A 16531-nucleotide genomic window follows, 5' to 3' on the forward strand; every position below is an offset into this window, starting at 1 on the left:
AAATTCCTTCAGATAAAAAAAAGCCCGATATGGGCGTTCGGGCATAATTAACGGGTTCGTGCATCTCATTGTTATGGTCGCGGCAGGCGAGGGGGCAACTCTCGCTACCGCCGCACACGTCTGGCCGATTTCCGCTGGCATATCCTGAGCCGGTGCAGACCCGGCGGTTAACGCCGTTTGTGGTCGTCTGCTGGCGAACTCAGGAATAGATTGTCTTCCGGGAAACCCAGGCGCTTAGCATAAAATTTTTGTTCTTTTAGCGGTAACGGTTATTGGTTTAAATTTAAACATCTTCCCCGCTGCAGCAAATAACAATAAATGATAGGAGGAGTGCGGGTCAGAATTTTTCAGGAAGTGAGACGATATTTTGTAAATAACCGCCGCGGGCAAAGGTAATATAACCGCCTTTCTTTAATGCTGACAATACATTGAGAATACTGCTACGCGACAGAAGGGTCCTGTCCTGAATATACTCAAGAATAGATACCCGCTGTCGGGTCTCTTCGCTTAATAGCATCATCTCCAGCAAATGGTTACGGATGACCGAATAGGTACGCTGCTGCAGGACCAGATCGTCACGATACACCATATACGAGGTATGATAAGCCAACAGGCTGGTCACTTCTTCCCACAGGTTATGCTGACGAAAAAGCGCCGAAGCCAGGTCATAGTCGATCCGTAGCAGTTCGCATGATACCTCGGCTCGCAGGCTGTGGCTGCGGCTGGGCTGCAGCATTTCCGCCACGCCGAAAAGATGCGACTCATAGACGGTCACCATCAGTAGCCTGTCGGAATTACGAATAATCGACAGCTCGCCTTTTTTAAAAATAAAGAGCTGGGTTTTGCCTTTATATTCCCATGTCAGTCTTTTTCTGGCGATCGCGTTAACGGGGGTAGCGTGTGGCTCAAGTACATCGATCAGTCGGTCAATGGTCTTTTGCGGCCTGATCGGCGGTTTAATATTCATGATGTGTATCACCAGATATGAATTAATCAATTGAGGCTATTATAGTCAACAGTTTTGCTGGTCTGGCGATAAGGAAAAAATGCGTCATGGCATTTTTTTTACGTTGGTGGGTCATTCAAAATAAAAAGCCGGCGGTGAGCCGCCGGCGGAAAGCAACATTGTCAGGCGATTATTTGCCTTTGTTTTCCAGATTTTCAACCTGCGGTAAACCGGTTGCCGAGGAGGCGCTCAGCAGGCCAGACTGGGCATAGCCGAACAGCTTCTCGCGGGTATCGGTGATGTCCAGATTACGCATGGTCAGCTGGCCGATACGGTCTTCGGCAGTAAACATGGAATCGCCTTTTTCCATGGTCAGACGCTCCGCTTTATAGGTCAGGTTGTCTGATACCGTATTAAGGATCGAGTAGTCGTTACCGCGACGCAGTTCGAGGGTGACTTCGCCGGTGATCTGGCTGGCGACCCAGCGCTGCAGCGAATCACGCAGCATCAGCGCCTGGGAATCAAACCAGCGGCCCTGATACAGCAGGCGGCCCAACTGGCGACCGTGGGCGTGATATTGCTCAATCGTATCTTCGTTATGGATACCGGTCAGCAAACGCTCGTAGGCAATATGCAGCAGCGCCATCCCCGGAGCTTCATAAATGCCGCGGCTTTTCGCTTCGATAATCCGGTTTTCAATCTGGTCGCTCATGCCCAGGCCGTGACGACCGCCGATGCGGTTGGCTTCCAGCATCATCTCGACGTCATCGGCAAAGGTTTTACCATTCAGCGCCACCGGATGGCCCTGCTCAAAGCGTACGGTGACCTCTTCCGCAGGGATCTTCACGTTTTCGTCCCAGAACTTCACGCCCATAATCGGGTTGACGATCTTGACGCTGGAGTTCAGGAATTCGAGATCTTTCGCTTCATGGGTCGCGCCGAGCATATTGGAGTCGGTGGAGTAGGCTTTCTCGACCGACATCTTGTAATCAAAGCCGCAGGCGATCATAAATTCGGACATTTCGTGACGACCGCCGAGCTCATTGATAAAGTCGCTGTCCAGCCACGGTTTGTAAATCTGCAGTTCAGCGTTGGTCAGCAGGCCGTAACGATAGAAACGTTCGATATCGTTGCCTTTATAGGTGCTGCCATCGCCCCAAATGTTAACGCCGTCTTCTTTCATCGCCGCCACCAGCATGGTGCCGGTGACCGCGCGGCCTAGCGGCGTGGTGTTGAAGTAGGTCAACCCACCGGTGGTGTTATGGAAAGCGCCACACTGAATCGCGGCGATCCCTTCTGCGACCAGCTGTTTGCGGCAGTCGATCAGACGGGCGCCTTCAGCGCCGTACTCTTTCGCGCGGCGCGGGATAGCATCGTAGTCGTCTTCGTCCGGTTGACCCAGGTTAGCGGTATATGCATAAGGCACGGCGCCTTTTTTGCGCATCCATAACAGCGCGGCGCTGGTATCCAGTCCACCAGAGAAAGCGATACCAATACGTTGACCAACCGGGAGATGCTTGAGAATCGTCGTCATAAAATAAAACCCTGCTCGATAGACTGTGGTGAGTTCGACCCAACAACCTTAACTGCATTTTTATGCATTAATTGTGAGTATTCATTTAACCATCTTTTACTGGCGACAGGAAGTGCTTCATCATCTTTTTGCTAAAAAAGCCTGAAATACCAGCACAAACGGCAATCGGGGACGCTAAAAAGCATGTTGACAAAATATACTAATCGCCGTTACAATTCATCTCGATTTTATGTCCCGTCTTCGGTACCAAATCCCAGCAGTATTTGCGTCTTTTGCTCAAAAAGAGTAAAATATGCCACGTTTCAGGCGCGGGGTGGAGCAGCCTGGTAGCTCGTCGGGCTCATAACCCGAAGGTCGTCGGTTCAAATCCGGCCCCCGCAACCACTTTCCCATTAAGTACTTTTTCAAATATACTGTGAGGACTAGGTGTCCTTCGTAGCCGAATTTGAAAGAATTCTTGCGGAAGGTGTTCCAGATCGCCATGGCGATCTCAGGGTTCAGTTATCTAAAGCCCCGATTTATCGGGGTTTTTTGTTATCTGACTTCAGAATAACTGGGCTATACGCCCTTTTTTTATGTCTTGGGGGTGGGTTTGTCCACATTAGAGCAAAAATTGACAGAGATGCTCACTGCGCCGGTTGAAGCGCTTGGCTTTGAGCTGGTCGGCATCGAATTTATTCGCGGTCGCACATCCACACTGCGCATCTATATTGATAGTGAAGATGGCATCAACGTTGATGATTGTGCTGATGTGAGCCACCAGGTAAGCGCCGTCATGGATGTCGAAGACCCGATCACTGTCGCTTACAACCTGGAAGTCTCTTCGCCTGGTCTTGACCGTCCGATGTTCACCGCCGAACACTATCAACGTTTCACCGGCGAAGAAGTTGCGCTGGTGCTGCGCATGGCGGTTCAGAACCGCCGCAAATGGCAGGGCATTATCAAAGCGGTAGACGGTGAGATGATCACGGTAACCGTCGAAGGCAAAGATGAAGTGTTCGCGCTGAGTAACATCCAGAAGGCGAACCTGGTTCCCCACTTTTAACAGTCTGGATTGAGGTGAAAGGCCCCGATGAACAAAGAAATTTTGGCTGTTGTTGAAGCCGTTTCCAACGAAAAAGCGCTGCCGCGTGAGAAAATTTTCGAAGCGCTGGAAAGCGCGCTGGCAACGGCCACCAAGAAAAAATACGAACAAGAGATCGACGTTCGCGTTGAAATCGACCGCAAGAGCGGCGATTTCGATACCTTCCGTCGTTGGCTGGTTGTAGAAGAAGTCACCCAGCCGACGCGCGAGATCACGCTGGAAGCAGCGCGTTTCGAAGATGAAAGCATGAACGTCGGCGACTATGTCGAAGATCAGATCGAATCTGTTACCTTCGACCGTATCACCACCCAGACCGCTAAGCAGGTTATCGTGCAGAAAGTCCGCGAAGCCGAGCGCGCGATGGTGGTCGATCAGTTCCGCGAGCACGAAGGTGAGATCATCACCGGCGTGGTGAAAAAAGTGAACCGCGACAATATCACACTGGATCTGGGTAACAACGCTGAAGCCGTGATCCTGCGTGAAGATATGCTGCCGCGTGAAAACTTCCGTCCGGGCGACCGCATTCGCGGCGTACTGTACGCTGTCCGTCCGGAAGCGCGTGGCGCCCAGCTGTTCGTCACCCGTTCCAAACCTGAGATGCTGATCGAACTGTTCCGCATCGAAGTGCCGGAAATCGGTGAAGAAGTGCTGGAGATCAAAGCGGCGGCTCGCGATCCGGGCTCTCGTGCCAAAATCGCGGTGAAAACCAACGACAAGCGCATCGACCCGGTTGGCGCTTGCGTCGGTATGCGCGGTGCGCGTGTGCAGGCCGTGTCGACTGAGCTGGGTGGTGAACGCATCGATATCGTCCTGTGGGATGATAACCCGGCGCAGTTCGTGATTAACGCTATGGCGCCGGCAGACGTCGCGTCCATCGTGGTGGATGAAGATAAACACACCATGGATATCGCGGTAGAAGCGGGCAACCTGGCGCAGGCGATCGGCCGTAACGGTCAGAACGTCCGCCTGGCTTCACAGCTCAGCGGCTGGGAACTCAACGTCATGACCGTTGACGATCTGCAGGCTAAGCACCAGGCGGAAGCGCATGCCGCTATCGATACCTTCACCAAATATCTTGATATTGATGAAGATTTCGCGACAGTGCTGGTTGAAGAAGGCTTCTCCTCGCTGGAAGAGCTGGCCTATGTGCCGATGAAAGAACTGCTGGAAATCGACGGTCTGGATGAAGCCACCGTTGAAGCACTTCGTGAGCGTGCGAAAAACGCACTGACTACGCTGGCGCTGGCTCAGGAAGAAAGCCTGGGAGATAACAAACCTGCCGATGATCTGTTGAATCTCGAAGGTCTGGATCGTGCCCTGGCATTCAAACTGGCTGCCCGTGGTGTTTGTACGCTGGAAGATCTCGCCGAGCAGGGCGTTGATGACCTGGCTGATATCGAAGGGATGACCGACGAGAAAGCTGGCGAGCTCATCATGGCCGCTCGCAACATTTGTTGGTTCGGCGACGAAGCGTAATAAACTGTAGCAGGAAGGAACAGCATGACAGATGTGACTATTAAAGCGCTGGCCTCAGAGATTCAGACCTCTGTGGATCGCCTGATACAGCAATTTGCTGACGCAGGCATCCGCAAATCGGCTGATGATTCTGTGACCTCGCAAGAGAAACAAACTTTGTTGACGCACCTGAACCGTGAACACGGCTCGGCGCCAGACAAGCTGACGTTACAGCGTAAGACGCGCAGTACGTTGAATATTCCAGGTACCGGTGGAAAGAGTAAATCGGTACAAATCGAAGTCCGCAAGAAACGCACCTTTGTGAAACGCGATCCGCAAGAGGCTGAACGCCTGGCCGCGGAAGAGCAGGCGCAGCGTGAAGCGGAAGAGCAGGCCCGTCGTGAAGCTGAAGAAGCAGCGAAACGCGAGGCGCAATTAAAAGCTGAACGTGAGGCCGCAGAACAAGCTAAACGTGAAGTCGCTGATAAAGCGAAACGTGAAGCTGCGGAAAAAGACAAAGTGAGCAATCAACATACCGACGAAATGACCAAAACCGCCCAGGCTGAAAAGATCCGTCGCGAGAACGAAGCCGCGGAATTGAAGCGCAAATCGGAAGAAGAAGCACGCCGCAAACTTGAAGAAGAAGCGCGCCGTGTAGCGGAAGAAGCACGCCGTATGGCTGAAGAAAACGAAAAAAATTGGTCTGAAACCTCAGACAGCCCGGAAGATAGCAGCGACTATCACGTCACCACATCACAGCATGCTCGTCAGGCTGAAGATGATAACGATCGTGAAGTCGAAGGCGGTCGCGGCCGTAGCCGTAGCAGCAAAGCGGCTCGTCCGGCGAAGAAAGGCAACAAACACGCTGAATCGAAAGCTGATCGTGAAGAAGCCCGCGCGGCCGTTCGCGGCGGTAAAGGCGGTAAGCACCGTAAAGGTTCCGCTCTGCAGCAGGGCTTCCAGAAGCCAGCGCAGGCCGTTAACCGTGACGTCGTAATCGGCGAAACCATCACCGTTGGCGAACTGGCTAACAAGATGGCGGTGAAAGGTTCTCAGGTCATCAAAGCGATGATGAAGCTGGGCGCCATGGCGACCATCAACCAGGTCATCGACCAGGAAACCGCACAGCTGGTTGCCGAAGAGATGGGCCACAAAGTTATCCTGCGTCGTGAAAACGAACTGGAAGAAGCCGTAATGAGCGACCGTGACACCGGCGCGGCGGCTGAACCGCGCGCACCGGTCGTGACCATTATGGGTCACGTTGACCACGGTAAAACCTCGCTGCTGGACTACATTCGTTCTACCAAGGTTGCCTCCGGCGAAGCGGGTGGTATTACCCAGCACATCGGTGCTTACCACGTCGAAACCGACAACGGCATGATCACCTTCCTGGATACCCCGGGCCACGCCGCGTTTACCTCCATGCGTGCTCGTGGCGCGCAGGCGACGGATATCGTGGTTCTGGTGGTGGCGGCAGACGACGGCGTGATGCCGCAGACTATCGAAGCTATCCAGCACGCTAAAGCGGCGCAGGTACCGGTGGTAGTGGCGGTGAACAAGATCGATAAGCCAGAAGCCGATCCGGATCGCGTGAAGAACGAACTGTCCCAGTACGGCATCCTGCCGGAAGAGTGGGGCGGCGAGAGCCAGTTCGTCCACGTTTCCGCGAAAGCGGGTACCGGCATCGACGACCTGCTGGACGCGATCCTGCTGCAGGCTGAAGTTCTTGAGCTGAAAGCGGTCCGCAACGGTATGGCGAGCGGCGCGGTCATCGAATCCTTCCTTGATAAAGGTCGTGGTCCGGTAGCTACCGTTCTGGTTCGCGAAGGTACTCTGCACAAGGGCGACATTGTTCTGTGCGGCTTCGAATATGGCCGTGTGCGCGCGATGCGTGACGAACTGGGTCGCGAAGTGCTGGAAGCGGGTCCGTCCATTCCGGTGGAAATCCTCGGCCTGTCCGGTGTGCCGGCTGCCGGTGATGAAGTGACCGTAGTGCGTGACGAGAAAAAAGCGCGTGAAGTGGCGCTGTATCGTCAGGGCAAATTCCGTGAAGTTAAGCTGGCGCGTCAGCAGAAATCTAAACTGGAAAACATGTTCGCTAACATGACCGAAGGCGAAGTTCACGAAGTGAACATCGTACTGAAAGCGGACGTACAGGGTTCTGTCGAAGCGATTTCCGATTCCTTACTGAAACTGTCTACCGACGAAGTGAAAGTGAAGATCATCGGTTCCGGCGTAGGTGGTATCACCGAAACCGACGCTACCCTGGCAGCAGCATCCAACGCGATTCTGGTTGGCTTCAACGTTCGTGCCGATGCCTCTGCGCGTAAAGTTATCGAAGCGGAAAGCCTGGATCTGCGTTACTACTCCGTCATCTATAACCTGATCGACGAAGTGAAAGCGGCGATGAGCGGCATGCTGTCTCCGGAACTGAAACAGCAGATCATCGGTCTGGCTGAAGTGCGTGATGTCTTCAAATCGCCGAAATTCGGCGCCATCGCGGGCTGTATGGTTACCGAAGGGACGATCAAACGTCACAACCCAATCCGCGTTCTGCGTGACAACGTGGTTATCTATGAAGGCGAGCTGGAATCCCTGCGCCGCTTCAAAGATGACGTTAACGAAGTCCGTAACGGCATGGAATGTGGTATCGGTGTGAAGAACTACAACGACGTTCGCGTTGGCGATATGATCGAAGTGTTCGAAATCATCGAAATCCAGCGTAGCATCGATTAATCATTTGATGGCTAAGCAGCCGGGGAAGCGAAGCGCCACCCGGCAATCATTTTAAAAAGGGGCTTTTGGCCCCTTTTTTGTCTTTATTCTGGAGAACTTATTATGGCGAAAGAATTTGGTCGCCCGCAGCGTGTGGCCCAGGAGATGCAAAAAGAGATTGCCATCATCCTGCAGCGTGAAATTAAAGATCCGCGTCTGGGCATGATGACCACCGTTTCCGGTGTGGAAATGTCCCGTGACCTGGCCTATGCCAAGGTGTATGTCACCTTCCTTAACGACAAAGATGAAGCCGCGGTGAAAGCGGGCATCAAAGCGCTGCAGGAAGCTTCTGGCTTTATCCGCTCTCTGCTGGGGAAAGCGATGCGTCTGCGCATCGTACCGGAACTGACTTTCTTCTACGACAACTCACTGGTGGAAGGGATGCGTATGTCCAACCTGGTCACCAGCGTGGTGAAACACGACGATGAGCGTCGTGTGAACCCGGACGACAGCAAGGAGGACTGATGAGTCGTCCTCGTCGTCGCGGCCGCGACGTGCATGGCGTATTGTTGCTGGACAAGCCTCAGGGCGCCTCCAGTAACGATGTGCTGCAAAAAGTAAAACGTATTTATAATGCCAACCGCGCCGGGCATACCGGCGCGCTGGATCCGCTGGCGACCGGTATGCTGCCGATCTGCCTTGGCGAAGCGACCAAGTTTTCCCAGTATCTGCTGGACTCCGATAAGCGTTACCGCGTGATCGCCAAACTTGGCCAGCGCACGGATACCTCCGATGCCGACGGTCAGGTGGTGGAAGAGCGCCCGCTGACTTTTAGCGACGAACAGCTGGCGGCGGCGCTGGACAGCTTCCGCGGCGAGACGCAGCAGGTGCCGTCGATGTATTCGGCGCTGAAATATCAGGGCAAGAAGCTATACGAATATGCTCGCCAGGGTATTGAAGTTCCGCGGGAAGCCCGGCCGATAACCGTCTATGAGCTGCTGTTTATTCGCCGCGAAGGCGATGAGCTGGAGCTGGAGATCCACTGCTCGAAAGGCACCTACATCCGGACGATTATCGATGATTTAGGTGAGAAGCTCGGCTGCGGCGCGCACGTGATTTTCCTGCGTCGCCTGGCGGTAAGCAAATACCCGGTCGAGCGGATGGTGACCCTCGAGCAGCTGCAGGCGCTGGTCGATGAGGCGGCGGCGCAGGATATTCCTGCCGCTCAGTTGCTTGATCCGCTGCTGATGCCGATGGACAGCCCGGCCTCGGATTACCCGCTGGTTAATATTCCAGAAACCTCCGCAGTCTACTTTAAGAACGGCAACCCGGTACGTCAGTCAGGCGCGCCGCTTAACGGGCTGGTGCGGGTGATGGAGAGCGAGTCCGGCAAGTTTCTCGGCATGGGCGAAATTGACGATGAAGGCCGCGTGGCCCCGCGTCGTCTGGTGGTGGAATACCCGGCGTAAGCGCTTTTCTTGCGATAAAAGCCTGCTACGAGTAGAATATCGCCGCTTAACGTCCGCTAACGTGTTTTAACATTTTCGGGCGTTGCATCAGGGGTCGCTGAATTAGAGATCGGCACCCTTTCTTTCTTTTAATTTTTGGAGTTATAAAATGTCTCTAAGCGTTGAAGCTAAAGCAAAAATCGTTTCTGAGTTTGGTCGTGGCGAAAACGACAGCGGTTCTACCGAAGTTCAGGTTGCACTGCTGACCGCACAGATCAACCACCTGCAGGGCCACTTTGCAGAGCACAAAAAAGATCACCACAGCCGTCGTGGTCTGCTGCGCATGGTTTCTCAGCGTCGTAAACTGCTCGACTACCTGAAACGTAAAGATGTTGCCCGTTACTCTGCGCTGATTGAGCGTCTGGGTCTGCGTCGCTAATTCTGCGAGTTTCAGAAAAAGGGGCCTGACGGCCCCTTTTTTCGACCGGGCGGCAGCAATTCATTCAAAACTCATGTATTGTTGCTAGTAATGATCTTCATGCAGAGGTTCGCGCGGCTAATGAGAGGCTTCATCCGCAGGGGCGGGTAAAGGTTGTCATTAGTCGCGAGGATGCAGAAGATCGGGTCAATAGACGCTATGTCGTGGATATGGCGTGATTTATAGATAAAAAGGATAGAATTTTGCTTAATCCGATCGTTCGTAAATTCCAGTACGGCCAGCATACCGTGACCCTGGAAACCGGCATGATGGCGCGCCAGGCAACGGCCGCTGTGATGGTTAGCATGGATGACACTGCGGTATTCGTTACCGTTGTGGGTCAGAAAAAAGCGAAGCCAGGCCAGGACTTTTTCCCGCTGACCGTTAACTACCAGGAGCGTACCTACGCTGCCGGTAAAATCCCGGGTGGTTTCTTCCGTCGTGAAGGCCGTCCAAGCGAAGGCGAAACCCTGATCGCGCGTCTGATTGACCGCCCGGTTCGCCCGCTGTTCCCGGAAGGCTTCGTTAACGAAGTTCAGGTTATCGCCACCGTCGTTTCCGTTAACCCGCAGGTTAACCCAGACATCGTCGCGATGATCGGTGCTTCCGCTGCGCTGTCGCTGTCTGGTATTCCGTTCAATGGCCCAATCGGCGCTGCGCGCGTGGGTTACATCAACGACCAGTACGTACTGAACCCAACCCAGGAAGAACTGAAGTCCAGCAAACTGGACCTGGTGGTTGCCGGTACCGAAGCGGCCGTGCTGATGGTGGAATCCGAAGCGGAACTGCTGAGCGAAGACCAGATGCTGGGCGCGGTGGTCTTCGGCCACGAGCAGCAGCAGATTGTTATTCAGAACATCAACGACCTGGTGAAAGAAGCCGGTAAACCGCGTTGGGACTGGCAGCCGGAAGCGGTCAACGAAGCGCTGAACGCGCGCGTGGCTGCGCTGGCTGAATCCCGTCTGAGCGATGCTTACCGTATCACCGACAAACAAGAGCGTTACGCTCAGGTTGACGTGATCAAATCTGAAACCATCGCCACGCTGGTTGCTGAAGATGAAACCCTGGACGCTAACGAGCTGGGTGAAATCCTGCACGCCATCGAGAAAAACGTGGTTCGTAGCCGCGTACTGGCCGGCGAGCCGCGTATCGATGGCCGTGAAAAAGATATGATCCGTGGTCTGGACGTTCGTACCGGCGTTCTGCCGCGTACTCACGGTTCCGCGCTGTTCACCCGTGGCGAAACGCAGGCGCTGGTTACCGCGACTCTGGGTACCGCACGCGATGCGCAGAACATCGACGAACTGATGGGCGAGCGCACCGACTCCTTCCTGTTCCACTACAACTTCCCTCCGTACTCCGTAGGCGAAACTGGCATGGTGGGGTCTCCGAAGCGTCGTGAAATCGGTCACGGTCGTCTGGCGAAGCGCGGCGTACTGGCCGTGATGCCGACTATTGAAGAATTCCCGTACACCGTGCGCGTGGTATCGGAAATCACCGAATCTAACGGTTCCTCTTCCATGGCTTCCGTCTGCGGCGCCTCTCTGGCGCTGATGGACGCGGGCGTGCCGGTAAAAGCCGCTGTGGCGGGTATCGCAATGGGTCTGGTGAAAGAAGGCGACAACTTCGTCGTGCTGTCTGACATCCTCGGTGACGAAGACCACCTCGGCGATATGGACTTCAAAGTTGCGGGTTCCCGCGACGGTATCTCTGCGCTGCAGATGGATATCAAAATTGAAGGTATCACCAAAGAAATCATGCAGGTTGCATTGAACCAGGCTAAAGGTGCGCGTCTGCACATCCTGGGCGTGATGGAGCAGGCGATTAACGCGCCGCGCGGCGATATCTCTGAATTCGCACCGCGTATCCACACCATCAAGATCAACCCGGACAAGATCAAAGACGTTATCGGTAAAGGCGGTTCTGTTATCCGTGCCCTGACCGAAGAGACCGGTACTACCATCGAGATCGAAGATGACGGTACCGTGAAGATCGCAGCGACCGACGGCGACAAAGCGCAGCATGCTATCCGTCGTATCGAAGAGATCACCGCTGAGATCGAAGTTGGCCGCATCTACAATGGTAAAGTGACCCGTATCGTTGACTTTGGCGCATTCGTTGCCATCGGCGGCGGTAAAGAAGGTCTGGTTCACATCTCGCAGATCGCTGACAAGCGCGTTGAGAAAGTGACTGACTACCTGCAGATGGGTCAGGAAGTACCGGTTAAGGTTCTGGAAGTTGACCGCCAGGGCCGTGTCCGTCTGAGCATTAAAGAAGCAACTGAACAGACTCCGTCTGCCGCAGCGCCGGAAGCTCCGGCTGCCGAGCAGGGCGAGTAAGGTTGCCGTTAGCCCTCCGTTTTTGCGGAGGGCGTTTTACGGGCAGGACGCCTCGTTTGCAGCCGGGGAACAGGACGTTCATCCAATCGTTGTCTTCGGGAGTGGGAAATGAAGCCTTTTTTGCGCTGGTGTTTCGTGGCGACAGCTCTCACGCTGGCAGGATGCAGTAGCACCGCCTGGCGTAAGGACGCCGTCCTCGCAGTACCATTGCAACCGACTTTACAGCAAGAAGTGATTCTGGCACGCATGGAACAAATTCTTGCCAGTCGGGCTTTATCCGATGACGAACGCGCACAGCTTTTATATGAGCGCGGAGTGTTGTATGATAGTCTCGGTCTGAGGGCACTAGCGCGAAATGATTTTTCACAAGCGCTGGCAATCCGACCCGATATGCCGGAAGTATTCAATTACTTAGGCATTTACTTAACGCAGGCAGGCAATTTTGATGCTGCCTATGAAGCGTTTGATTCTGTACTTGAGCTTGATCCAACTTACAACTACGCGCACTTGAACCGCGGTATCGCCCTGTATTACGGCGGCCGGGCTAAGTTAGCGCAAGATGATCTGCTGGCGTTTTATCAAGACGATCCCAATGATCCTTTCCGTAGCCTGTGGCTTTATATCGCCGAGCGTAAACTCGACGAGAAGCGGGCGCTTGAAGCACTCAGAGAGCGCTTAAACAAGTCGGATAAAGAGCAATGGGGATGGAACATTGTCGAGTTCTACCTTGGCGACATTAGCGAAAAAGAGCTGATGACTCGTCTGAAGGCAGACGCAACGGATAACACCTCGCTCGCTGAGCATCTCAGTGAAACCAACTTCTATTTAGGTAAGTACTACCTAAGTCTGGGGGACAAGGACAGCGCTACGGCACTGTTCAAACTGGCGGTCGCCAACAACGTACATAACTACGTTGAGCACCGATACGCATTGTTGGAATTATCGCTCTTGGGCCAGGAGCAAGATGACCTGGCAGAATCGGACCAGCAATAGCTGACGAACACATCAGCCCATAGTTTTTTGCTTGCCATCACCTTCGCGGGTGAGGGCGTTGTTGTTCGTTAATACACCTACTTTGAGCCGGTTCACACTTTTCAATGAAAATTACCGTAAATTTTCACGATGAGTTATGTAGACTGGCCGCCATTAATTTTGAGGCACACGTACTACATGGCTGAATTCGAAACCACTTTTGCAGATCTGGGCCTTAAGGCTCCTATCCTTGAAGCGCTCACCGATCTGGGTTACGAAAAACCATCTCCGATCCAGGCTGAGTGCATTCCGCATCTGCTGGACGGCCGCGACGTTCTGGGTATGGCCCAGACCGGTAGCGGTAAAACCGCAGCATTCTCTTTACCGCTGCTGAACAACATCGATCCTGAGCTGAGAGCACCGCAGATTCTGGTGCTGGCGCCGACCCGCGAGCTGGCGGTACAGGTTGCTGAAGCAATGACGGAATTCTCTAAACATATGCGCGGCGTGAACGTGGTTGCCCTGTACGGCGGCCAGCGTTATGACGTGCAGCTGCGCGCCCTGCGTCAGGGTCCGCAGATCGTCGTCGGTACCCCGGGTCGTCTGCTGGACCACCTGAAGCGCGGCACCCTGGACCTCTCCAAACTGAGCGGCCTGGTACTGGATGAAGCAGATGAAATGCTGCGCATGGGCTTTATCGAAGATGTAGAAACCATTATGGCGCAGATCCCGGAAGGGCATCAGACCGCGCTGTTCTCCGCCACCATGCCGGAAGCTATCCGTCGCATTACCCGTCGCTTTATGAAAGAGCCGCAGGAAGTGCGCATTCAGTCCAGCGTGACGACTCGCCCGGATATCAGCCAGAGCTACTGGACTGCCTACGGCATGCGTAAAAACGAAGCGCTGGTGCGTTTCCTGGAAGCGGAAGACTTTGATGCGGCGATTATCTTCGTCCGTACCAAAAACGCGACCCTGGAAGTAGCTGAAGCGCTGGAGCGTAATGGCTACAACAGCGCGGCGCTGAACGGCGACATGAACCAGGCGCTGCGTGAGCAGACTCTGGAACGCCTGAAAGATGGTCGTCTGGATATCCTGATTGCGACTGACGTTGCGGCCCGTGGCCTGGACGTTGAGCGTATCAGCCTGGTGGTGAACTACGACATCCCAATGGATTCTGAATCCTACGTTCACCGTATCGGCCGTACTGGTCGTGCCGGTCGTGCTGGCCGCGCGCTGCTGTTCGTTGAGAACCGCGAGCGTCGTCTGCTGCGCAACATCGAACGCACTATGAAGCTGACCATTCCTGAAGTGGAACTGCCTAACGCGGAGCTGCTGAGCAAGCGTCGTCTGGAAAAATTCGCCGCGAAAGTTCAGCAGCAGCTGGAAAGCAGCGATCTGGATCAGTACCGTGCACTGCTGGCGAAAATCCAGCCGACGGCGGAAGGTGAAGAGCTGGACGTGGAAACGCTGGCTGCTGCGCTGCTGAAGATGGCTCAGGGCGAACGTTCGCTGATCGTTCCGCCGGACGCGCCGATGCGTCCACGTCGTGAATTCCGCGATCGTGACGATCGTTTCGACCGTCGTGGCGACCGTAATGATCGCGGCCCGCGCGGCGATCGCGAAGATCGTCCGAAGCGTGAGCGTCGTGACGTGGGTGACATGGAGCTGTATCGCATTGAAGTGGGTCGCGATGACGGCGTTGAAGTGCGTCATATCGTTGGCGCGATCGCCAATGAAGGCGATATCAGCAGCCGTTACATCGGTAACATCAAGCTGTTCGCTTCTCACTCCACCATTGAGCTGCCGAAAGGGATGCCGGGCGAAGTGCTGCAGCACTTTACTCGTACCCGTATCCTGAACAAGCCGATGAACATGCAGCTGCTGGGCGATGCGCAGCCGCGCACCGAACGTCGTGGCGGCGGTGAGCGTCGCGAAGGCGGCCGTGGCTTTGGCGGCGAGCGTCGTGAAGGCGGCCGTGGCTTCGGTGGCGAACGTCGTGAAGGCGGTCGTGGTGAAGGACGTCGTTTCAGCGGCGAACGTCGTGAAGGCCGTGCGCCGCGTCGTGACGATGCATCCGCGCCGCGCCGCGATGACTCAGCCGGTCGCCGTCGCTTCGGTGGCGATGCGTAATCAACGCCGCCCGCTAGCGTAAACTAAATAATACAGCCCCGATCGTCATGATTGGGGCTTTTTTTATTCCCTTTGTACTCGTGTACTGGTACAGTGCGTCATGCTCAACGTGAGCGAAGTATTTTCGACTGGAGAATTCGGTAAATGGCGACACTAACCACTACGGCAACCCGTCCGTCTCTGTTTGGCGGCGTGGTGATTATCGGCGGCACGATTATCGGCGCGGGCATGTTCTCGCTGCCGGTGGTGATGTCCGGCGCGTGGTTTTTCTGGTCGCTGGCGGCGCTGGTCTTCACCTGGTTCTGCATGCTGCACTCCGGTTTGATGATCCTCGAGGCCAATCTTAACTACCGCATCGGCTCCAGCTTCGACACCATTACCAAAGACCTGCTCGGCAAGGGCTGGAACCTGGTGAACGGTGTATCAATCGCCTTTGTGCTCTATATCCTGACCTACGCCTATATTTCGGCGAGCGGTTCGATCCTCCACCACACCTTCAGTGAACTGTCGCTGAAGGTGCCGGCGCGCGCGGCGGGCTTCGGCTTTGCGCTGCTGGTGGCGTTTATCGTCTGGATGAGCACCAAAGCGGTGAGCCGCATGACGGCTATCGTACTGGGCGCTAAGGTGATCACCTTCTTCCTGACCTTCGGTAGCCTGCTCGGGCACGTCGAGCCGACGACGCTATTTAACGTTGCGGAGAAGAATGCCTCCTATGCGCCATACCTGCTGATGACGCTCCCGTTCTGCCTGGCCTCCTTTGGCTATCACGGCAACGTGCCGAGCTTGATGAAATACTACGGAAAAGATCCGCGCACCATCATCCGCTGCTTAACCTACGGTACGCTGCTGGCGCTGGGTCTGTATGTCGTTTGGCTGCTGGTGACGATGGGTAACATCCCTCGTCCGCAGTTTATCGACATCGCGCAGAAGGGCGGCAACATTGATGTGCTGGTGCAGGCGTTGAGCGGCGTGCTGAATAGTCGGAGCCTGGATCTGCTGCTGGTGGTATTCTCGAACTTTGCCGTCGCCAGTTCATTCCTCGGCGTGACGCTGGGGCTGTTCGACTACCTGGCGGATCTGTTTGGCTTTGACGATAGCGCGATGGGACGCTTTAAAACCGCGCTGCTGACCTTTATCCCGCCGATGATTGGCGGACTGGTCAAACCCGATGGTTTCCTCTACGCCATCGGCTATGCTGGCCTGGCGGCGACGATCTGGGCGGCGATTGTACCGGCGCTGCTGGCTCGCGTCTCACGCAAACGCTTCGGCAGCCCACAGTTCCGCGTTTGGGGCGGAACGCCAATGATTGTGCTGATCCTGCTCTTTGGCCTCGGCAATGCGGTTGTACATATCCTGTCGAGCGTCAATCTGCTGCCGGTTTATCAGTAAAGCTATTGCCCGGTGGCGCGACGTCCACCGGGCTGACGTGT

Annotated in this window: 13 protein-coding genes and 1 tRNA gene; 12 read left to right on the forward strand and 2 right to left on the reverse strand. The window is 55.0% G+C overall.

The window, feature by feature from the left end; translation table 11 throughout:
- Positions 1-337 precede the first annotated feature (337 nt).
- Positions 338-967, reverse strand: coding sequence for a winged helix-turn-helix transcriptional regulator (locus KHQ23_RS09525; RefSeq protein ID WP_021463181.1), 630 nt, complete (start codon positions 965-967; stop codon positions 338-340).
- 169 nt (positions 968-1136) lie between these two features.
- Positions 1137-2480: an argininosuccinate synthase gene (argG, locus tag KHQ23_RS09530; protein WP_004144895.1), complete on the reverse strand. Its 1344-nt coding sequence runs from the start codon at positions 2478-2480 to the stop codon at positions 1137-1139.
- A gap of 307 nt (positions 2481-2787) precedes the next feature.
- On the opposite strand from argG, the gene KHQ23_RS09535 reads away from it, so the two are divergent.
- The 12 genes from KHQ23_RS09535 (at position 2788) to mtr (ending at position 16490) form a co-directional block, all read left to right on the forward strand.
- Positions 2788-2864 (forward strand) — tRNA-Met (locus tag KHQ23_RS09535).
- A 208-nt stretch (positions 2865-3072) separates the two neighbouring features.
- Positions 3073-3525 carry a ribosome maturation factor RimP gene (gene rimP, locus KHQ23_RS09540; protein WP_002918364.1) on the forward strand — a complete coding sequence of 151 codons (453 nt, stop codon included), beginning with the start codon at positions 3073-3075 and terminating at the stop codon, positions 3523-3525.
- Between the two features lie 27 nt (positions 3526-3552).
- Positions 3553-5040, forward strand: coding sequence for a transcription termination factor NusA (gene nusA, locus KHQ23_RS09545; protein WP_002918252.1), 1488 nt, complete (start codon positions 3553-3555; stop codon positions 5038-5040).
- 24 nt (positions 5041-5064) lie between these two features.
- The gene (gene infB, locus KHQ23_RS09550) at positions 5065-7755 is read left to right on the forward strand and encodes a translation initiation factor IF-2 (protein WP_002918250.1); all 2691 of its coding nucleotides are present in this window, start codon (positions 5065-5067) and stop codon (positions 7753-7755) included.
- Between the two features lie 102 nt (positions 7756-7857).
- Positions 7858-8259 (forward strand): 30S ribosome-binding factor RbfA, encoded by a 402-nt coding sequence (gene rbfA / locus KHQ23_RS09555; protein ID WP_002918248.1) that lies wholly within the window; start codon positions 7858-7860, stop codon positions 8257-8259.
- The gene (truB, locus tag KHQ23_RS09560; protein WP_004144892.1) at positions 8259-9203 is read left to right on the forward strand and encodes a tRNA pseudouridine(55) synthase TruB; all 945 of its coding nucleotides are present in this window, start codon (positions 8259-8261) and stop codon (positions 9201-9203) included. The genes rbfA and truB overlap by 1 nt, the downstream gene beginning before the upstream one ends.
- 148 nt (positions 9204-9351) lie before the next feature.
- Complete coding sequence (gene rpsO / locus KHQ23_RS09565) at positions 9352-9621, forward strand: 30S ribosomal protein S15 (protein ID WP_002918244.1); 270 nt, start codon at positions 9352-9354, stop codon at positions 9619-9621.
- Positions 9622-9863: 242 nt separating this feature from the next.
- The gene (gene pnp, locus KHQ23_RS09570) at positions 9864-11999 is read left to right on the forward strand and encodes a polyribonucleotide nucleotidyltransferase (RefSeq protein ID WP_004150944.1); all 2136 of its coding nucleotides are present in this window, start codon (positions 9864-9866) and stop codon (positions 11997-11999) included.
- A 108-nt stretch (positions 12000-12107) separates the two neighbouring features.
- Positions 12108-12992 (forward strand): lipoprotein NlpI, encoded by an 885-nt coding sequence (nlpI, locus tag KHQ23_RS09575; RefSeq protein ID WP_002918241.1) that lies wholly within the window; start codon positions 12108-12110, stop codon positions 12990-12992.
- Between the two features lie 104 nt (positions 12993-13096).
- Positions 13097-13177: a protein YrbN gene (yrbN, locus tag KHQ23_RS09580; RefSeq protein WP_085903200.1), complete on the forward strand. Its 81-nt coding sequence runs from the start codon at positions 13097-13099 to the stop codon at positions 13175-13177.
- Positions 13170-15101, forward strand: coding sequence for an ATP-dependent RNA helicase DeaD (gene deaD / locus KHQ23_RS09585; protein WP_004150943.1), 1932 nt, complete (start codon positions 13170-13172; stop codon positions 15099-15101). Before yrbN ends, deaD begins: the two co-directional genes overlap by 8 nt.
- 144 nt (positions 15102-15245) lie before the next feature.
- The gene (mtr, locus tag KHQ23_RS09590) at positions 15246-16490 is read left to right on the forward strand and encodes a tryptophan permease (RefSeq protein WP_015959055.1); all 1245 of its coding nucleotides are present in this window, start codon (positions 15246-15248) and stop codon (positions 16488-16490) included.
- Positions 16491-16531: the final 41 nt, after the last annotated feature.

Origin of the sequence: Klebsiella sp. 64 (genome assembly GCF_018223915.1) — a bacterium.
Classification (GTDB): Bacteria; Pseudomonadota; Gammaproteobacteria; order Enterobacterales; family Enterobacteriaceae; genus Klebsiella; species Klebsiella pneumoniae.

Excerpts from the sequence above, each read along its gene's own strand:
- KHQ23_RS09525 (WP_021463181.1), bottom strand. The coding sequence starts at position 967 with ATGAATATTAAACCGCCGATCAGGCCGCAAAAGACCATTGACCGACTG.
- argG (WP_004144895.1), bottom strand. The coding sequence starts at position 2,480 with ATGACGACGATTCTCAAGCATCTCCCGGTTGGTCAACGTATTGGTATC.
- nusA (WP_002918252.1), top strand. The coding sequence starts at position 3,553 with ATGAACAAAGAAATTTTGGCTGTTGTTGAAGCCGTTTCCAACGAAAAA.
- infB (WP_002918250.1), top strand. The coding sequence starts at position 5,065 with ATGACAGATGTGACTATTAAAGCGCTGGCCTCAGAGATTCAGACCTCT.
- rbfA (WP_002918248.1), top strand. The coding sequence starts at position 7,858 with ATGGCGAAAGAATTTGGTCGCCCGCAGCGTGTGGCCCAGGAGATGCAA.
- truB (WP_004144892.1), top strand. The coding sequence starts at position 8,259 with ATGAGTCGTCCTCGTCGTCGCGGCCGCGACGTGCATGGCGTATTGTTG.
- rpsO (WP_002918244.1), top strand. The coding sequence starts at position 9,352 with ATGTCTCTAAGCGTTGAAGCTAAAGCAAAAATCGTTTCTGAGTTTGGT.
- nlpI (WP_002918241.1), top strand. The coding sequence starts at position 12,108 with ATGAAGCCTTTTTTGCGCTGGTGTTTCGTGGCGACAGCTCTCACGCTG.
- yrbN (WP_085903200.1), top strand. The coding sequence starts at position 13,097 with ATGAAAATTACCGTAAATTTTCACGATGAGTTATGTAGACTGGCCGCC.
- deaD (WP_004150943.1), top strand. The coding sequence starts at position 13,170 with ATGGCTGAATTCGAAACCACTTTTGCAGATCTGGGCCTTAAGGCTCCT.
- mtr (WP_015959055.1), top strand. The coding sequence starts at position 15,246 with ATGGCGACACTAACCACTACGGCAACCCGTCCGTCTCTGTTTGGCGGC.